General features: G+C 66.7%; 11 protein-coding genes. 8 read left to right on the top strand and 3 right to left on the bottom strand.

Annotation, left to right across the window (positions count from 1 at the left end):
* Positions 1-52: 52 nt before the first annotated feature.
* On the bottom strand, positions 53-1,492 hold the full coding sequence (locus RMR04_RS05055) for a S1 family peptidase (protein WP_311913319.1): 1,440 nt from the start codon (positions 1,490-1,492) through the stop codon (positions 53-55).
* A 248-nt stretch (positions 1,493-1,740) separates the two neighbouring features.
* Between RMR04_RS05055 and RMR04_RS05050 the strand changes: the two genes are divergently transcribed.
* Both RMR04_RS05050 and pbpC read left to right on the top strand, forming a co-directional pair.
* Complete coding sequence (locus tag RMR04_RS05050) at positions 1,741-6,993, top strand: alpha-2-macroglobulin (RefSeq protein ID WP_311913318.1); 5,253 nt, start codon at positions 1,741-1,743, stop codon at positions 6,991-6,993.
* A 7-nt stretch (positions 6,994-7,000) separates the two neighbouring features.
* Positions 7,001-9,340, top strand: a complete 2,340-nt coding sequence (pbpC, locus tag RMR04_RS05045) for a penicillin-binding protein 1C (protein ID WP_410492200.1) — start codon at positions 7,001-7,003, stop codon at positions 9,338-9,340.
* Between the two features lie 104 nt (positions 9,341-9,444).
* Here pbpC and RMR04_RS05040 read toward each other — a convergent pair whose 3' ends face one another.
* Together RMR04_RS05040 and RMR04_RS05035 are read right to left on the bottom strand one after the other, a co-directional pair.
* Positions 9,445-12,522 (bottom strand): efflux RND transporter permease subunit, encoded by a 3,078-nt coding sequence (locus RMR04_RS05040; RefSeq protein ID WP_311913317.1) that lies wholly within the window; start codon positions 12,520-12,522, stop codon positions 9,445-9,447.
* Complete coding sequence (locus tag RMR04_RS05035; RefSeq protein ID WP_311913315.1) at positions 12,519-13,634, bottom strand: efflux RND transporter periplasmic adaptor subunit; 1,116 nt, start codon at positions 13,632-13,634, stop codon at positions 12,519-12,521. The genes RMR04_RS05040 and RMR04_RS05035 overlap by 4 nt, the downstream gene beginning before the upstream one ends.
* A gap of 135 nt (positions 13,635-13,769) precedes the next feature.
* Here RMR04_RS05035 and RMR04_RS05030 point away from each other — a divergent pair, with 135 nt between their 5' ends.
* The 6 genes from RMR04_RS05030 (at position 13,770) to phnD (ending at position 17,742) form a co-directional block, all read left to right on the top strand.
* Positions 13,770-14,393 carry a TetR/AcrR family transcriptional regulator gene (locus RMR04_RS05030; protein WP_311913314.1) on the top strand — a complete coding sequence of 208 codons (624 nt, stop codon included), beginning with the start codon at positions 13,770-13,772 and terminating at the stop codon, positions 14,391-14,393.
* 76 nt (positions 14,394-14,469) lie between these two features.
* A complete protein-coding gene (locus RMR04_RS05025; RefSeq protein WP_311913312.1) occupies positions 14,470-14,940 on the top strand; it encodes a nuclear transport factor 2 family protein in 471 nt (156 codons plus the stop codon).
* Positions 14,941-15,015: 75 nt separating this feature from the next.
* A complete protein-coding gene (locus tag RMR04_RS05020) occupies positions 15,016-15,282 on the top strand; it encodes a type II toxin-antitoxin system ParD family antitoxin (protein WP_311913311.1) in 267 nt (88 codons plus the stop codon).
* A 324-nt stretch (positions 15,283-15,606) separates the two neighbouring features.
* A complete protein-coding gene (locus RMR04_RS05015) occupies positions 15,607-15,792 on the top strand; it encodes a type II toxin-antitoxin system RelE/ParE family toxin (protein WP_311913310.1) in 186 nt (61 codons plus the stop codon).
* 146 nt (positions 15,793-15,938) lie between these two features.
* Positions 15,939-16,757, top strand: a complete 819-nt coding sequence (phnC, locus tag RMR04_RS05010) for a phosphonate ABC transporter ATP-binding protein (RefSeq protein ID WP_311913308.1) — start codon at positions 15,939-15,941, stop codon at positions 16,755-16,757.
* 67 nt (positions 16,758-16,824) lie between these two features.
* Entirely contained in the window at positions 16,825-17,742 is a 918-nt protein-coding gene (gene phnD, locus RMR04_RS05005; RefSeq protein ID WP_311913307.1) for a phosphonate ABC transporter substrate-binding protein, read from the top strand.
* Positions 17,743-17,839 lie beyond the last annotated feature (97 nt).

Below are 17,839 nucleotides of genomic sequence, written 5' to 3'. Positions count from 1 at the left end.
AGACCTAGAGCAATTGAACGATCCAATTGGATCTGAAATTGCTCTAGGCGCATCAAAGGCCGCACACCACCGGCAGTACCGACTTGCCGACCTTCTCGACGATCCTGCCGGTGCTGAGCTCGCCGCCGGCAGCCGCTGCGGGAAGCGAGAGCCCCGCCTTCGTGATCACGGCCTGCAAGGCGGCCGCATCCGCCACCGCATAGGCCCGTTGCGGCGCGACCCCGGCGATCAGGATCTTGTCGGAAGGGTTTGCCGTGACCAGCCCTGCCAGGCGGCCCTGCCGGTCGAAGACCGGGCTGCCGGCCTGGCCCGGCTGGAGCGGTGCGAACACGGCCGCATTCGCCCCGATTCGCACAGCCTGCCCCGGCAAGGCGAGGGCGGCGCGCTTGCCGGCATCATCGCCGAACGCCACCAGGACGAGGTTTTCGCGCTCGCCCAGCGCCTCGGAGCGGGAACCGAGCGCGGTCAGTGCCGGCCCGCCATCGAGATCGAGCAAGGCAAGCCCGCTCGCATCATCCTTGGCGCGCAACCGCGCCGGACGTCCGCCGACCCGCAGCGAGCGGCAGCTATCGATCGCGGAAGCCGCCGTGGCGACGACCTTGTCGGATATGACGAGGCCGACGCCATAGCGCTCGGTCGGCGGCGCGGCCGGGCGCACAATCGGAGACGACGCTCCCGCAACGCTGGCGATCGCACTCGCCGGGCTCGCCGGCGCAGGCCCGGTCGGGAAGGGCTCGAAACTCCCGGCGATGGCGATCACCAGCTTGTCGACACTGGCCGAGAGCGTTTTGTCATAGCCGATCGAGAAGCCGCGCAGGCCTTGCGGCCCCGACGCCAGCCGGCGGTAGAACTTGCCCGTGGCGGTCTCGCCGGTGACCACGAAGAAATCCGGGCGCAGCAGCTTGTAGGTGATCTTGCGGCCGGGATTGTTGGGGTTGACCAGGGTCGCCTTCTCGAAGATCGAGTCCAGCGTCTCTCCCGGCGGGTTCGTGGTCGCGTCGAGCGTGATCTTGCCGTCGGCGCTCTGCCAACGGCTGCCTCCGGTCGGCGTCGCCTCGCGCTTGGGCAGCACCTTTTCAGGAATGCCGATCCGCATGCCAGTGCGCTCGTCGTCGATCAGGCGAAACCCCGCCGCTTCGCGCGCGCTGCGGGCCGTTTGGGCAAGCGCCGTGCGCTCGGCCGGCGAGAGCACGCCATTGGGCTCGCCGCGCCCAGCCTTCAGCGCATTGATGGCGCGGAAGGTCAGCGGGCCATAGGAGCCGCTCACCGCCGCGCTGAACAGGCCGGCCCAGATCAGATCGGTCTGGATCGCCTTGCGCTCGGCCTCGGGCAGCGCGTCGAAGCTCGCCTGCGCCGCGGCAAGCTGGGGATTGGGCGCTGGCGCGGGAGCCTGCGCCAGCGCCATCGACGGCAGGAGCGCAAAAGCAGGAGCGGCCAGAGCCAGCCCCAACCCTACGGCCCGCCCGAAACGGGTTCTGATCGCATTCGCCATCGCATGCCTCCGGCCCAGCAAGGAGGCCGCATTGAGCGTCAGATCGCGTCCGCCCGCAACTGCGATGACGAAGCGGAACAAGATCAAGTGCAAGATCAAGTAAGAGCCCGCCTCATCCGGCAATCCGCACCTTTCGCATTGCGTCGGCAAGCGCCGGTGCTAGCTTGCCCGCGGGCTCAGAGCTGTCATCGGGCGGACGCGGATCACGCCGAGATTGACGCCCAAGCTCGACCGAAGAGGACACGACCATGACCCTGCTCGCCCGTCTCGCGCTGCTTTTCGGTCTGGCGCTCGCCGCGCAGCCCGCTTTGGCCCAGAAGGCCTATGTTCGCAACGACCTCGCCGCCGACGGGCAGCGGCTGGAGGAGCGCTTGAAGCGCGAGGTCTCGGTCAGCGGCAGGCAGGCAACTGAGGCCCTGCGGATCGGCGCCTCGGCGCTCGCCCGAGGCGATGCCCGCTCCGCCTTGCCCCAGGCCAATGCCGCCGTCGTCGCCGAGCCCAACAATGCTGCCGCATGGCGCCTGATGGCGAATGCAGCCAACGCGATCGAGCCGCGCGATTATCGCGAGCGCTGGGAGTTGCGCGAGCGCGCGATCTCGGCCGCCTATCTCGCCTATCAGCGCGCCAGCTCGCGCCCCGAGGAAGCCGCATCGCTGGGCGTGCTCGCCCGCACCTTCGAGAAGAACGAGCTCTGGCGGCCAGCGCTGACGACCTATCGGCTGAGCCTCGACCTCGCCGACAATGCCGGCCTGCGCACCGCCTATGAGAGCCTGCGCGACAAGCGCGGCTTCCGCATCCTCTCCAACAAGGTCGATGCCGACGCCGCTTCGCCCCGCGCCTGTTTCGAGTTCTCCGAGCCGCTGGCGCGCGGCCGCGTCGATTTCGCGCCTTATGTCGCGATTTCCGGCGGCAAGGGCGATTTCGCCGTCAGCGCCGAGGAGCGCCAGATCTGCGTCGACGGCCTGCGCCATGGCGAGCGCTATGCTTTCGTCATCCGCCAGGGCGTGCCTTCGGCGATCCCCGACGAGAAGCTGCAGAAATCGGCCGATTACGAGATCTATGTCCGCGACCGCACGCCTTCGGTGCGGTTCACCGGCAAGAACTATGTCCTGCCGCGAACTGGCCAGCAGGGCATCCCCGTCGTCTCCGTCAATGCCAACCGGCTCGATCTCGAAGTCATGCGGATCGGCGACCGCAACCTGATCAACTCGGTCCATTCCGACGATTTCCTCGGCCAGCTCGGTTCCTACGCCTCAAAGCAGATCGCCAGCGACAAGGGCCAGAGCGTCTGGACCGGCTCGATGGAGGTGAAGTCAGAATTGAACAAGGACGTGATCACGGCCTTCCCGGTGATCGAGGCAGTCGGGCGCCTGCAGCCCGGCGTCTATGTGATGTTCGCCAAGCCCGCCGGCGGCAACGCGACCGCGCCGCAGACCGATTCCGACAGCGACTATGACGACGGCACGACGCGCGCGACGCAATGGTTCGTCGTCTCCGATCTCGGCCTGACCTCCTTCTCCGGACCCGATGGCGTGCATGTGCTGGTGCGCTCGCTCGCCGACGCCTCGCCCGTCGCCAATGCCGAACTGAGGCTGCTCGCCCGCAACAACGAGGTGCTGGGGACGGTGCGCTCCGACGCCAATGGCTATGCCCGCTTCGATGCCGGCCTGGGCAAGGGCCAGGGCGGCAATGCGCCGGGTCTCGTCACGGCGCTGCTGGGCGAGGATTACGGCTTCCTCGATCTGAAGCAGACCGCGTTCGATCTCTCCGATCGCGGCGTCAAGGGCCGCGTCGCGCCGTCAGGCCTCGACGCCTATCTCTACACCGAGCGCGGCGTCTACCGCTCCGGCGAGACGGTTTATCTGACCAGCCTCCTGCGCGACGCCAAGGGCGCGGCCGTCACCGGCCTGCCATTGACCATCGTGGTCAAGCGGCCCGACGGCGTCGAATATCGCCGCCGCCAGGTCGAGGACCAGGGCGCCGGCGGCCGGGCCCATTCGATCCCGCTGCTGTCGGGCGCGCAGACCGGAACCTGGCGTGTCCAGGCCTATGCCGACCCGAAGGGCCCCGCGATCGGCGAGGCCTCCTTCCTGGTCGAGGACTATGTCCCCGAGCGCCTGGAACTGACGCTCTCGCCCAAGGCCCCGGTGCTGCAGGCGGGAGAGCCGGCCGAGATCGACGTCAATGCGCGCTATCTCTATGGCGCTCCGGGCTCCGAGCTCGACGTCAACGGCTCGATGACGATCCGCGCCGCTGCCCAAAGCGCGATCCCCGGCTTCGCCGGCTATCAGGTCGGCCTCACCGATGAGGAGTTCCAGCCGGTCCAGACCGATTTCGAGGAAAGCACCACGACCGACGCCTCCGGCAAGGTCACGGTCTCCAACCCCGTCGCCCAGCCCGAGACCAACCGCCCGCTCGAGGCCGAATTCACCATCCGTGTCGGCGAGCCCGGCGGGCGCGCCATCGCCCGCTCCGTGACGCTGCCGATTGTGCCCAAGGGCGCGGCGCTCGGCATCAAGGCGCTGTTCAAGGATGGCGAACTCGGCAACGGCCAGACCGCCGGCTTCGAGGTCATCATGGCCAATGGCGATGGCCGCCGCCTCGCGCGGCCCGGCGTGAAATGGACCTTGTCCAAGGTCACCCGCAACTATCAGTGGTTCTTCCAGGACGGGCGCTGGAATTTTGAGGGCGTGAAGCAGACCCGCCGCGTCGCCGATGGCGAGGTCGCGGTCAGCGCGAACGCCGCCGCCTCGATCTCGGCCCCGGTGCAATGGGGCAATTATCGCCTCGACGTCGCCGCTGACGGCCCTGATTCCACCGAAAGCTCGCTGTCCTTCACCGTCGGCTACGAGGCCGACAAGACCGCCGATACGCCCGATGTCCTCGACGTCGCGCTCGACAAGAACGCCTATGCCGACGGCGAGACCATGCAGGTGCGTCTGGCGCCACGCTTCGCCGGCAAGGCGACGCTCGCCGTGATCAGCGACCGCGTCAACGAGATCCGTACCATCGATGTCGCCGCTGGCGGCTCGACGACCTCGATCCCCGTCAAGGCCGAGTGGGGCGGGAGCGCCTATCTCGTCGTGCTGGCGCACCGCCCGATGGACACCGCCGCCCAGCGCCTGCCCGGCCGCGCCATCGGCCTGTCCTGGTTCGCGATTGGCAAGGAGAACCGCACGCTCGCCATCGATCTCGGCGCGCCCAATCTGGTGCGCCCGCTGACAACGCTCTCACTGCCGGTCAAGGTCACCGGCGCAAGGGCCGGCGAGGACACCTTCGTCACGGTCGCCGCCGTCGATATCGGCATCCTCAACCTGACCCGCTTCGAATCGCCCGATCCGAGCAAGTTCTTCTTCGGCCAGCGCCAGATCGGTCACGAACTGCGCGATCTCTATGGCTATCTGATCGACGGCATGCAGGGCGTGCGCGGCGCGATCCGGACCGGCGGCGACGGCGCGCCTGCGCTTGGCGGCGAGAAGCCGACGCAGGAACCGCTCGCCCGTTATTCCGGCGTGGTCAAGGTCGGCGCCAACGGCATGGCCAAGATCGATTTCGACCTGCCGGCCTTCAACGGCTCGGTCCGTGTCATGGCGGTCGCATGGTCGGCTGGACGCACCGGGCAGGCCAGCGCTGACGTCATCATCCGCGACCAGGTCGTCGCGCAGGCGACGCTACCGCGTTTCCTCGCCATCGGCGACCAGTCGCGCTTCCATCTCGCGATCAACAATGTCGAGGGACCGGCCGGCCCCTATGTCGTCGATCTCGATGTGAGGGGCCCCGTGCTGGTTGCCGCCGAAGCGACGCGCAAAACCCTCCAGCTCGCGGCCGGCGCCAAGAGCGAGCTCACCATACCGGTCACGGCAGCGGGTCTCGGCCGCGCCGAATTCGATGTCCGCATCACCGGGCCTGGCGGCATCGGGACGGTGCAGAACCTCGCCGTGCGCGTGCAACCCTCTGCCAATACGATCGCGCGGCGCATCGTCCGGCCGATCCCCGGCAATGGCGGCTCGATCACGGTCTCCTCCGACCTGATGGCCGATCTCGTGCCCAATTCCGGGCAGGTCTCCGTCTCGGTCTCGCCGCTCGCCTCGCTTGACGTGCCGGCGCTGTTGAAGGCGCTCGACCGCTACCCCTATGGCTGCACCGAGCAGACGGTGAGCCGCGCCTTGCCGCTGCTCTCGGTCAACAAGCTCGCCACGCTGGAAAACCTCGCGCTCGACGCCAATGCCGATGAGCGGGTCAATGGCGCGATCGAGCGCGTGCTCGCCCGCCAGGGCGCCAACGGCTCCTTCGGGCTGTGGAGTGTCGGCGGCGAGGATCTCTGGCTCGACGCCTTCGTCGCGGATTTCCTGACGCGGGCCCGTGAGCGCCAGTTCCAGGTGCCGCAGATCGCCTTCAATCTCGCTCTCGACCGCCTGCGCAATCAGGTCGTCAACACCAGCGAGATCAACAAGGAGGAGGCCGCCGGCATCGCCTACGCGCTCTATGTGCTTGCCCGCAACGGCCGACCGGTGATGGGCGATCTGCGCTATCTCGCCGACAACAAGCTCTCCGATTTCGCGACGCCATTGGCGCGCGGGCAGATCGGCGCCGCGCTCTCGGCGCTGGGCGATCGTGGCCGCGGCCGCGCCGCCTTCACCAGCGCGCTCGGCCTGCTGCAGGACGCGCGCGACGATGGTCTTTCGCGCCCCGATTACGGCACGCGCCTGCGCGACGGGGCGGGCGTGCTCGCCTTGATCGCCGAAGCCAATGGCGAGCGCGCCGACATCACCCGCGCCGCCGCGATCGTCGACACGGCGCGCGGCGGTGCACGCTACACCTCGACGCAGGAGCAGATGTGGATGGTCGTCGCCGCCCAGGCGCTGGCGAAGGACGCCGAGGGCATGACGCTCACAGTCGATGGCGCCGAGCGCAAGGGACCGCTCTACCGCACCATCTCCACCGAGGCGCTGGAGGCCAAGCCGTTGACCGTCGCCAATCCGGGCGCCGCCGCTGCACAGGCCGTGATCACCGTCTCGGGCATTCCGACCGGCGCGGAGCCGGCGCTGAACCAGGGCTTTGGCCTGGAGCGGGTGATCTACACCATGAACGGCGAGAAGGCCGATCCGGCGCGATTGCGCCAGAACGAGCGCTATGTCGTGGCCCTGAACGTCACTGAACCCGCCCCACGCTATGGCCGGGTGCTGCTGGTCGATCCCGTGCCGGCCGGGCTCGAGATCGAGAACGCCAACCTGACCGAGGGCGCCTCCGTCGCGGGGCTCGACTGGCTGAAGCAGGAGGTGACCCCGGTATACACAGAGGCCCGCGACGACCGCTATGTCGCGGCCTTCGACCGTGACGGGTCGAACAGCCAGAAGCTCGCCTTTACCGTCGCCTATATCGCCCGGGCCGTCTCGCCCGGCCGCTATGTCGCGCCGGCGGGCGTGATCGAGGACATGTACAGGCCGGATCGTTTCGGGCGGACCGCGTTCGGAACGGTGGATATTTCGTCGGCGCGGTAATCTGGCCATGGAAGCGCGGGACGAAAGACGGGCCGCGACAGAGCTCCCTCTCCCACCCATCTCGGGCTTGCCCGAGATGGGCAGAGATGGATGCCAAAGTAGGGAACACCCGACTTTGGTGCGGGAGAGGGTTGGGGTGAGGGGGCGCCGTGCCCTTCATCATTGGCGTCTCTCGCTTCACACGCTTATCGGAAAGGTCGCGAGCCCCCTCATCCGTCTCGGCTTCGCCGAGCCACCTTCTCCCGCAAGGGGAGAAGGGAGAGGCACCCGCCGCTTTCGTAAACTGAAGATCACCGCAGCCGCTCTTGGCCTCGTCGCGACAGCCGCCACAGCCGCCCTCCTCGCCTACGCCGCCTCCCTGCCGCCGCTAGACCTCGCCGCCGCCTCCGACCGCTCGACCGTCGTGCTCGACCGCGAGGGCAAGCTGCTGCGGCCCTTCCTGACCGATGACGGGCGCTGGAAGCTCCCCGTCACCACTGAGGATGTCGATCCGCGCTACCTCGCCATGCTCAAGGCCTATGAGGACAAGCGCTTCGACACGCATTGGGGCATCGACCCGCTCGGGCTCGCCCGCGCCGCCGGCCAGATGTTGATGAGCGGGCGCGTGGTCTCCGGCGGCTCGACCCTGACCATGCAGGTCGCGCGTCTGCTGGAGCCGCGCGAGGAGCGCTCGCTATCCGCCAAGCTGCGCCAGCTCATCCGCGCGATCGAGCTCGAGCGCCGCTTCGACAAGCGAGGAATTCTCGACCTTTACCTGACGCTCGCCCCCTTCGGCGGCAATCTCGAAGGTGTGCGCGCCGCGAGCTTCGCCTATTTCGGCAAGGAGCCGAAGCGCCTTTCCACAGCGGAAGCGGCGCTGCTCGTCGCCCTGCCGCAATCGCCCGAGACGCGCCGGCCCGACCGCCTCAACGAGGCCGCCCGCAAGGCCCGCGAACGGGTGCTGGCGCGTGTCGAGGCGGCGGGGCTCGCAACAGCTTCCGAGGTCGCGGCCGCGCGTACTGAAGCGATCCCTGCGACGCGCAAACCGTTCCCGAATCTCGCCCCTCATGTCGCCGAGCAGGTCGTGGCGGAAGCCCCAGGCGCCCATGCCCACAGGCTCACCATCGACGGCCGGCTCCAGGCCAATCTGGAGAGCCTCGCCCGCGAGCGCAGTACAGGGCTCGCAGCCCAGGTCTCGATCGCCATTCTCGTCGCCGATAATGAGACCGGCGAGATCCGCGCCTCGGTCGGCGGCGTCGATTATTTCGCCGCCGAGCGTGCCGGTTCGCTCGACCTGACGCGGGCCCTGCGTTCGCCCGGCTCGGCGCTGAAGCCCTTCATCTATGCGCTCGCCTTCGACAACGGCATCGCCCATCCCGAGACGATGCTGGAGGACCGACCGGCGCGCTACGGCATCTATGTGCCTGAGAATTTCGACCTGAGCTTCCAGGGCATGGTGAGCGCGCGAAAAGCCTTGCAGCTCTCGCTCAACGTCCCCGCTGTCGAGCTGTTATCCGCGCTCGGGCCGCAGCGTTTCCTGTCGCGGCTGCGCGACGCCGGCGCGGCCATCGCCATGCCGAAGGAGGGCGGCGCGCCGGGCTTGGCTGTCGGCCTCGGTGGCCTGGGGATCACGCTGCAGGATTTGACGCGGCTTTATGTCGGGCTCGCGCGCGGCGGCGAAATGACGCCGCTTCGGCTGAAAGCCGAGAGCCAAGCGAGTGAACCCTTGCCTCGCCTCGTCGACCCCGTCGCGGCCTGGTATGTCACCGATACCTTGCTTGGCGCGCCTGCCCCACTCAACGCCCTGCCCGGCCGCATCGCTTACAAGACCGGCACATCCTATGGCTATCGCGATGCCTGGGCGGTCGGCTTCGACCGCAAGCACACCATCGGCGTCTGGGTCGGGCGGGCCGACAACGGCGCGGTGCCCGGACTCGTCGGGCGCGTGGTCGCGGCGCCAATCCTGTTCGACGCCTTCGCCCGGGCCGGCATCGATCCCCGCCCCTTCCCGCAGCCGCCCAATGCGATCATCGCGACCGCGGCGCATCTGCCGCCGCCCTTGCGCCATCTGCGCCAGGATGTACCCAAGACGATCGCCGCGATGACAACGCCGGTGCTGAAACTAGCCTTCCCGCCGGAAGGCGCGCGGATCGACCTCGCCGCTTCCGCGCTCGACGGCCGCGGCCAGCTCAACCTCAAGGTCGCAGGCGGTGCGCCGCCCTATACCTGGCTTGTCGACGGCGCGCCCGTGCTGGAGCCGACCCGCCGCCGCGAAGCCGCCTGGCAACCGTCCGGAAAGGGCTTCGTCCGGATCTCGGTGATCGACGGCACCGGCGCGAGCGAGAGTGTGTCGGTGCGGCTGCAGTAGCGCTTTTCGTCATTGCGAGGAGCGCAGCGACGAAGCAATCCAAGGGGATCCAGTGAGCCCTTCTGGATTGCTTCGCTGCGCTCGCAATGACGGGGAAGCGCCGACTATTCCGCCGGCGCCGGATGCGGCTCGTGTACGGCATGCCCGTGCACCGAGCGCTTCGCCCGCGCCAGGTACGTATAGGCCACCGGCACCACATAGAGCGTCAAGAGCGTGCCGAAACTCATGCCGCCAACGATGACCCAGCCGATCTGCGAGCGGCTTTCCGCGCCCGCACCATGCGCCAAGGCGAGCGGCAGCGCGCCGAGCACCATCGCGCCCGTCGTCATCAGGATCGGCCGCAGACGCAGCTCCGCCGCCTCGACCAAAGCATCGACCGTCTCCTTGCCCTCTTCACGCAATTGGTTGGTGAATTCGAGGATCAGGATGCCGTGCTTGGTGATGAGGCCGACCAGCGTGATCAGGCCGATCTGGCTGTAGACGTTCATGGTGCCGCCGGTGAAGTACAAGGCTGCGAGCGCGCCCGTCAGCGAGAGCGGCACCGAGACCATGATCACCACCGGATCAACGAAGCTCTCGAACTGCGCCGCCAACACCAGATAGATGAAACCCAGCGCCAGCAGGAAGACGATCGCGATCGAGGAGCCCGACTGCTTGAACTCGCGACTCTGGCCGGAATAGTCGATCTGCACCGTCTTAGGCAGCACCTTGGCCGAGGCCTGCTCCAGCACGCTGAGCGCATCGCCCAGCGAATAGCCCGCCCCCGGCACCGCCGTGATGGTAGCGGAGCGGAGCTGGTTGAAGCGGATCAGTTCCTTGGGAGCGACGTTCTCCTCGATCGAAACCAGGCTCGACAACTGCACCGTCACGCCGTTGCGGCCCATCAGATAAATCGACTGCATCGCCTGGGGCGTATTGCGGTCCTGACCCGCGACCTGGACGACGACGTCGTATTGCTCGCCATTCATGTTGAAGCGCGTCACTTGCCGGCCGCCCAGCAGCGTCTCCATGGTGCGCCCGATCACATCGACGCCGACCCCGAGATCGGCGGCGCGCTGACGATCGATCGAGACCCTGAGCTGCGGCTTGTCGAGGATCAGGTTGGATTCGATGTTGGTCAGCACCGGCGAACCCGCGACCTCCGCCAGAACCTGGTCGACATAGCCCTTGATCTGCTCGTAAGGCTCCGACGAGCGCAGCACGAACTCGACCGGCTTGCTGTTGGCGCCGCCCTGGCCGAGCGAGGGCGGGTTCGTCGCAAAGAGCCGGATGCCGGGGATCTGCGAGAGCCCCTTGTTGATTTCGGTGACGATATCCTGCTGCTTGCGCGTGCGCTCCTCCCAGGGCTTCAGCCGGGCAAAGGCGATGGCGCGCGTCACATCGGGAAACCCGACAATGACGAGGTAGTTCTGCACCTCCGGCAACTTGGAGAAGAACTCTTCGACGCGGCGCGCGTAATCGGCGGTGAAGGCCAGCGTCGCGCCTTCGGGCGCCACGCCGATCGCGGTGATCGAGCCGCGATCTTCCACCGGCGCGAGCTCCGAGCGCAGATGCGTGAAGAAGTAGTAGCTACCGCCGGCCACGCAGAGCGCCAGCAGGACGATGACGGGGCGTATCGCGAGCGCCGCCCGCAGCGAGCGGCGATAGCCGCGCGACATCGCCTCGAACCCGGCTTCGAGCAGGTTGTAGAGCCGCCCATGCGAGCTTTCATGCTTGAGCAGCTTGGCGCACATCATCGGCGTCAGCGTCAGCGCGACAAAGCCCGAGACCAGAACGGCGCCAGCCAGCGTCAAGGCGAATTCGACGAAGAGCTTGCCGGTGCGCCCGGTCGAGAACGCCATCGGCGCATAGACCGCGACCAGCGTCAGCGTCATCGCGATAACGGCGAAGGCGATCTCGTTGATGCCGCGCACCGCCGCCTTGTTGGCCTCCATGCCGTCCTCGATATGACGGTGGACATTCTCCAGCACGACGATGGCGTCGTCGACGACGAGGCCGATGGCGAGCACCATCGAGAGCAGCGTCAGCGTGTTCACGGTGAAGCCGAAGGCATACATCAGCGCAAAGGAGCCGATCAGCGAAACCGGAATCGTGACCAGTGGGATCAGCGTCGCGCGCGCCGAGCGCAGGAACAGGAAGATGATCAGCACGACGAGGAGAACCGCCTCGCCGACCGTCCGATAGACCGCCTCGATCGAGCGGTCGATGAAGATCGAGGTGTCGTAGGAGGTCTCGATCCCCATGCCGTCGGGCAGATCGTCGATGATCTCGGGCAGAGCGGCGCGGATGCCGGCCGAAACGTCGAGCGGGTTCGCCGTCGCCTGCTTGACGATGCCGATCGTGACCGAGGCCTTGCCGGAGAACCAGGCGGCGTTGCGCTCGGCCAGCGCGCCGAGCTCGACCTTGGCGACATCGCGCAGCTTGACCGGGAAGCCGTTGGCGTCCTTGACGACGATCTGCTCGAACTGCTCGGGCGTCGTCAGGCTGGTCTGCGAGAGCACCGTGAATTCGCGATGGTTGCTCTCGATGCGGCCGGACGGGATCTCAACATTCTGCGCCCGCAGCGCCGCCTCGATTTCCTGCACGGTGATGGCGTAGGCCGCCATTCGGGCGCGATCGAGCCAGATTCGCATGGCGTAGCGGCGCTCGCCCTGGATGCGGACCTCGGCGACGCCGGTGATATTCTGGACGCGGTCGGTGATGAAGCGGTCGGCGAAATCGGTCAGTTCGAGCGGGTTGTGGCGCGAGCTGATCAGCGAGAGATACATGATCGGCTGGGCGTCGGCCTCGACCTTGGCGATGATCGGCTCGTCGATCTCGGTGGGCATGCGGCCGCGCACGCGGCTGACGCGGTCGCGCACATCGGAGGCGGCGACATCGGGATCGACATCCGGGCGGAAGCGCACCGAGATGTTGCTGCTCTCCTGCCGGCTGGTCGAGGAGATGATTTCGATGCCCTCGATGCCGGCGATCGAGTTCTCCAGGATCTGCGTGACCTGCGTCTCGATGATCTCGGCCGAGGCGCCGGTATAGGTCGTGCGCACCGAGACGATCGGCTCGTCGATATTGGGATATTCGCGCACCGTCAGGCGCGTATAGGAGACGACGCCGATCAGGATGACGAGCAGGCTCAGGACCGTCGAGAGGACGGGCCGGCGGACGAAGAGCTCGAACAGGCTCATCGCAGCGCGCTCACTGGGGCGGTTTCGGCCGCACTGGTCTGTAACGCCGGTTGGGCGTTCTTGATCGCCACCGTCGCGCCGTCACGCAGGCGCATCTGCCCGGCGCTGACGAGCTGCATCTGGGGGGTCAGCCCCTTCACGATCTCGACCTTGCCCGGCAGTCTCTTGCCGAGCTCGACCGAGACGCGCTTGGCCTTGCCGTTCTCGACGATGTAGACGATCTTGCCGACGCCGTCGGGCACCACGGCGGTCTCGGGGATGATCAGGGCGTTCTCGCGCTGGTCGATGACGATGACGATGCGGGCAAAGAGGCCCGGCTTCAGCAAGAGATCGGCATTGGGGATCGTGGCGCGCAGGCGGATGGCACGGCCATTGACGTCGACCACCGGATCGATCGCGAAGATCTTGCCGGCAAAGTCTCGTCCCGGCACGGCGTCGAGCTTCACCTGAATGGTTTGGCCGACCTTGACCCGGGCGAGGAAAATCTCGGGCACGCGGAAATCGACCTTGATCGGGTCGATATTGGTCAGGGTGATCAATTGCTTGCCGACAGAAACATAGTCGCCGACGCTGACCGAGCGCAGGCCGACGACGCCATGGAACGGCGCGGTCAGGGTCGACTGCGCCAGCTTGGCCTGGGAGAGCTGGACGCGGGCCTCGTTGGAGGCGAGTTGGGCGGTCGCCTGTTCGAGCGCGACCTGCGTGCCGGCGCCACGCTGGACCAGTGACTGGTTACGCTGGAAGGTGTCGCGCGCCAGGCTCAGATCCGCCTGCAATTGCTTGAGTTCGGCATCGAGGATGGCCGTGTCGAGCTTGACCAGCTCTTGGCCCTTCTGGACGCGCTCGCCTTCCTTGAAGCCGAGCGCGATGACGCGGCCGGCGATCTCGGGCGCGATCACCACCGATTCGTCGGCGGCGAGCGTGCCCAGGGCCTCGACCTCCTCATAGACGGTCGTAACCTCGATCTTACCGATCTCGACCGGCACGCCGGCCGGCGGCGGGGCGGCCGCACGCGCCTGCGACGGCTGCAGGCTGGCCTGATAGCTGCGGTAGCCATAATAGCCGCCACCCGCCAGACCGGCGATCAGGATGAGTAGGACAAACCGCTTCATGACACTGGACGCTCCGGGATCGCGGCACTAACCTAGACTGGACGGTCCAGTCTGATAAGGGCCTTTATGGGCGGAAGCATGTCTGAGGCCAACTCTCTCCGGTCCACGCCGACGGATGCGCAGGATTATGTGCGCATGCCTGCCGAGCTGTCGCGGCCCGACAAGCACAGCGCCATCACCAAGGCCGCAGCCGAGATGTTCCTGGCCGAAGGCTTCGAGCGCGCCAGCCTCGACCAGATCGCCCATCGCGCCGGCGTCTCCAAGCAGACCATCTACAGCCACTTCACCGACAAGCAGGCGCTGTTCCGTGCGATCTGTGCCGAACTCACTGAAAAGCTGACGATTCCGCTGCGTAAGCCGCGCAAGGCCGGCGCTGATCTGGCGAGCATCCTGACCCGTCTCGGCGAGGATACGCTGGCGACGATGCTGCACCCCGCGGCGCTCGATCTGCACCGGCTGGTGCTGAGCGCGGCCGCGCGCTTTCCAGACCTCGGACGGACCGCCTATGAGGCCGGCGTCGAGCGCATGATCAGCGACCTCGCGGCCCTGCTGGTGCAGCGATCACAACTGCGTGACGGATTGACGCATCCCATCTCCAATGCGCAGGCAAGGCGCATGGCCGAGCAGTTCATCGGCATGTTGCGCGGCTTCCACCAGGTTCGCGGGCTGCTCGGCATGCCCGCCATCCCCGCCAGCGAGCGCAAGGCCTATGTCCGCTCCTGCGTCGAGATGCTCCTGCGCGGTGTCGCGCCGGCCTGAGCGGAGCCCGCTTTTCAAGGAGATTGCGCGGGCTGCGGTTTCCACCTCTGATCGGCTCTTCACCGGAGGAGCCGAGATGTCGCAGCAACGCCCGCCCTTGCCACCCTTCACGGCCGAGACGGCCGCCCAGAAGGCCCGCATGGCCGAAGACGCCTGGAACTCGCTCGACCCGCAGCGCGTCTCCCTCGCCTATACCCAGGACAGTCGCTGGCGAAACCGGGCCGAGTTCTTCTCGGGCCGCGAGGCGATCGTCGCCTTCCTCCAACGCAAATGGGCCAAGGAGATCGCGTACCGCCTGATCAAGGAGGTCTGGGCTTTCCACAACGACCGCATTGCCGTGCGCTTCGCCTATGAGCACCATGACGATGCCGGAAACTGGTTCCGTTCGCATGGCAACGAGCAATGGGAGTTCGATGAGAACGGCTTGATGCGCCGGCGTGAGGCCAGCATCAACGATGTGCAGATCGAGGAAAGCGACCGCAAGTTCCTCTGGGAGGGGCGGATCAGGCCGACGGATCATCCAGGGCTGACGGGCTTGGGATTGTAAGACCTCTTCGCCTTTCTCCTAAGCGTTGTTGTTAGTTTCGCTTAGTATTATCGTTACCGAATGAAACATCAGACCATGCGAACTTTGACCATTTCGCTGTCTCCGCAACAGGTCGAGCGCGTTCAGGGCGCGGTCGAATCCGGGAACTACGCGTCCAACAGCGAGGTCATTCGGGAAGCCTTGCGGCTCTGGGAGCGGCAGGAAGAGCTACGCTCGCTCGACATCGCCAGATTGAAACAGGCCTATGAGGAAGGCTTGGCGAGCGGGCCAGGCCGCAAGCTCGATGTCGAAGCTTTGCTCACAGGCTTCAAGGCCAAGGCGGCCGGACGTGGCCGAGGCTGAGTACTCCCCTCGCGCAGAGCAAGACCCAGAGGCTGTTATGGACTCTGGGGGCGACTTGATGAGGTCAAAACGGCGGAGATGGGAGGAGCATTGCGCCGCCGATACGTCCGTATCGGCAAGCGATGCGACGCTGCAGCTCCGCCGTTTTCACCTCACCCGAAAGGCGCGGCGCTTTTGCGCGACTGCGGCGTCGTTCTTCGTAGCAAGCCGGAAGGCTTGCGTCCTCGAACTCCTGGCATTCGCGCAAAATCGCCAGCGTCAAATCACCCCCAGAGTCCATAACAGCCTCTAGAAGATATCTGGTTCGCGATCGCGGCCGACAACGTGACCGCGGCCGACGGTGTCATCCGCCGTATCGTCGCGAAGATTGCGCTGGCAGCCGAGCAACCCGGTATCGGCGCGCCGCGGCCGGAGCTCAGTCAGACCGCACGCATCCTGATCGAAGGACGCTATGTCGCGATCTACGAACCTCAAGCCGACGGCGTGCGGGAACCTGGCACCTGGCTCTGAAACAGAGCTCTGTGCATAGCCCTCCCCTCCTGTCACCGCCCTGTCATCTGCGCTGGCTAGCTGATCATCCCGTTCGAAAGCGCGACCCCGGACGGCCCTCGGCCGCTCCGGGCGATGTCGCGCTTGGCCGACGAACGGAATTCGGCATGCTTCGGATCGAAGGCCTGACCAAACGCTTCGGCGACAAGAACGCCGTCGACAACGTCACGCTGTCCATCCCCAAGGGCGAGATGGTCGGCGTCATCGGGCGCTCCGGCGCCGGCAAGTCGACGCTGCTGCGCATGCTCAACCGCCTCGCCGACGCGACCAGCGGCAGCATCGTCTGCGAGGAGCGCGACGTGACCGCGCTCAAGGGCGCGAGCCTTCGCGCCTGGCGCCGCGACACGGCGATGATCTTCCAGCAGTTCAATCTCGTCGGCCGTCTCGACGTGCTGACCAATGTCCTGCTCGGCCGGCTGAACCATCGCTCAGTGGCCCTGACCCTGGTCAAGAGCTTCTCGCAGGACGACAAGATCCGCGCCATCGCCGCGCTGGAGCGGCTCGATATGGGCCATCTGCTCGCCCAGCGCGCCGAGACGCTGTCGGGCGGACAGCAGCAGCGCGTCGCCATCGCGCGTGCCCTCGTACAGGAGCCCAAGGTCATCCTCGCCGACGAGCCGATCGCCTCGCTCGATCCGCGCAACACCCAGGTCGTGATGGATGCGCTGTTCCGCATCAATCGCGAGGACGGCATCACCGTCGTCTGCAATCTGCACCATCTCGACATCGCCTCGAAATATTGCGACCGCCTGATCGGCATGGCCGCCGGCAAGGTCGTCTTCGACGGCCCGCCCCATGCGCTGACCACCGAGATCGCGGCCGAGCTCTACGGCATCGAGGCCAAGGATGCCGGCGCCGAAGCGCTCGATGCGCTCGACGCCATCGCGGTGTCCGAGGCCCAGCGCGCCAAGCAGAACGTCGCCTGACCGGGCCAGCCCAGTCGGGAACGCCCGCCCAGAAAACGCATCAAACCGACAGCAACAGGAGCTCACCATGCTGACCCGTCGTCATACGCTCACCCTCGCGACCGCGGCCTTCGCCGCCTCGCTCGCCGCCCCCGCCTTCGCCCAGGATTGGAAGGCGAAATATCCCGAGATCATCTTCGCCATCATCCCGGCCGAGAACGCGTCGGGCGTCGTCGAACGCTACACCCCCTTCGTCAACTATCTCGCCAAGGAGCTCGGCACCAAGGTCACGCTGCGCATCGCCAGCGACTATGCCGCCCTGATCGAAGGCCAGCGCGCCGGCAATATCCATATCGGCATGTACGGCCCCTCCTCCTTCGCCCGCGCGCTGATGACCGGCGCCAAGATCGACGCCTTCGCGATCGAGACCAATCTCGACGGCACCAAGGGCTACTACTCGGTCTTCTACGTGAAGAAGGATTCGCCCTATCAGACGATCGCCGACCTCAAGGGCAAGAATCTCGGCCTGGTCGACCCCAACTCGACCTCCGGTAACAACGTGCCGCGCTTCGCGCTCGACGGCATGAAGATCGAGCCCGAGACCTATTTCTCCAAGGTCGTCTACACCGGCAGCCATGAGAACGCCGTGATCGCGCTCGGCCAGGGCACTGTCGACGTCGCCGCCAACTGGTGGAACGACGAGCAGGAATCGAATCTCCTGCGTATGGCCCGCAAGAACATGGTCAAGGCCGAGGATTTCCGGATCATCTACAAGTCGGCGCAGATCGTGAACTCGCCGATGGCCTATCTCTCGGAGCTGCCGGAGCCGCTCAAGGCCTCGATCCGCGACGCGGTGCTGAACCTCGCCACCAAGGACAAGGTCGCCTTCGACAAGATCTATGAAGGCAAGCAGGGCCCGCTCGTCGCCGTCGACAACAAGGCCTACGACCCGATCATCGAGCTGAACAAGTTCGTCGACGCGCTCCGCAAGAAGAAGTCCTCTTAAGCGCAGCACGTCATGCTCGGGCCTGACCCGGGCATCTCTTCAACGAGGTTCTCGGGTCCGCGCAAAGCGCGGCCCGAGAATGACGCCTCCTCCCCTG

It is taken from the genome of Bosea sp. 685, from assembly GCF_031884435.1.
Taxonomy (GTDB): domain Bacteria; phylum Pseudomonadota; class Alphaproteobacteria; order Rhizobiales; family Beijerinckiaceae; genus Allobosea.
This window is presented reverse-complemented; position numbering and strand designations above follow the sequence as displayed.

Excerpts from the sequence above, each read along its gene's own strand:
- RMR04_RS05055 (WP_311913319.1), bottom strand. The coding sequence starts at position 1,492 with ATGGCGAATGCGATCAGAACCCGTTTCGGGCGGGCCGTAGGGTTGGGG.
- RMR04_RS05050 (WP_311913318.1), top strand. The coding sequence starts at position 1,741 with ATGACCCTGCTCGCCCGTCTCGCGCTGCTTTTCGGTCTGGCGCTCGCC.
- pbpC (WP_410492200.1), top strand. The coding sequence starts at position 7,001 with ATGGAAGCGCGGGACGAAAGACGGGCCGCGACAGAGCTCCCTCTCCCA.
- RMR04_RS05040 (WP_311913317.1), bottom strand. The coding sequence starts at position 12,522 with ATGAGCCTGTTCGAGCTCTTCGTCCGCCGGCCCGTCCTCTCGACGGTC.
- RMR04_RS05035 (WP_311913315.1), bottom strand. The coding sequence starts at position 13,634 with ATGAAGCGGTTTGTCCTACTCATCCTGATCGCCGGTCTGGCGGGTGGC.
- RMR04_RS05030 (WP_311913314.1), top strand. The coding sequence starts at position 13,770 with ATGCCTGCCGAGCTGTCGCGGCCCGACAAGCACAGCGCCATCACCAAG.
- RMR04_RS05025 (WP_311913312.1), top strand. The coding sequence starts at position 14,470 with ATGTCGCAGCAACGCCCGCCCTTGCCACCCTTCACGGCCGAGACGGCC.
- RMR04_RS05020 (WP_311913311.1), top strand. The coding sequence starts at position 15,016 with ATGCGAACTTTGACCATTTCGCTGTCTCCGCAACAGGTCGAGCGCGTT.
- phnC (WP_311913308.1), top strand. The coding sequence starts at position 15,939 with ATGCTTCGGATCGAAGGCCTGACCAAACGCTTCGGCGACAAGAACGCC.
- phnD (WP_311913307.1), top strand. The coding sequence starts at position 16,825 with ATGCTGACCCGTCGTCATACGCTCACCCTCGCGACCGCGGCCTTCGCC.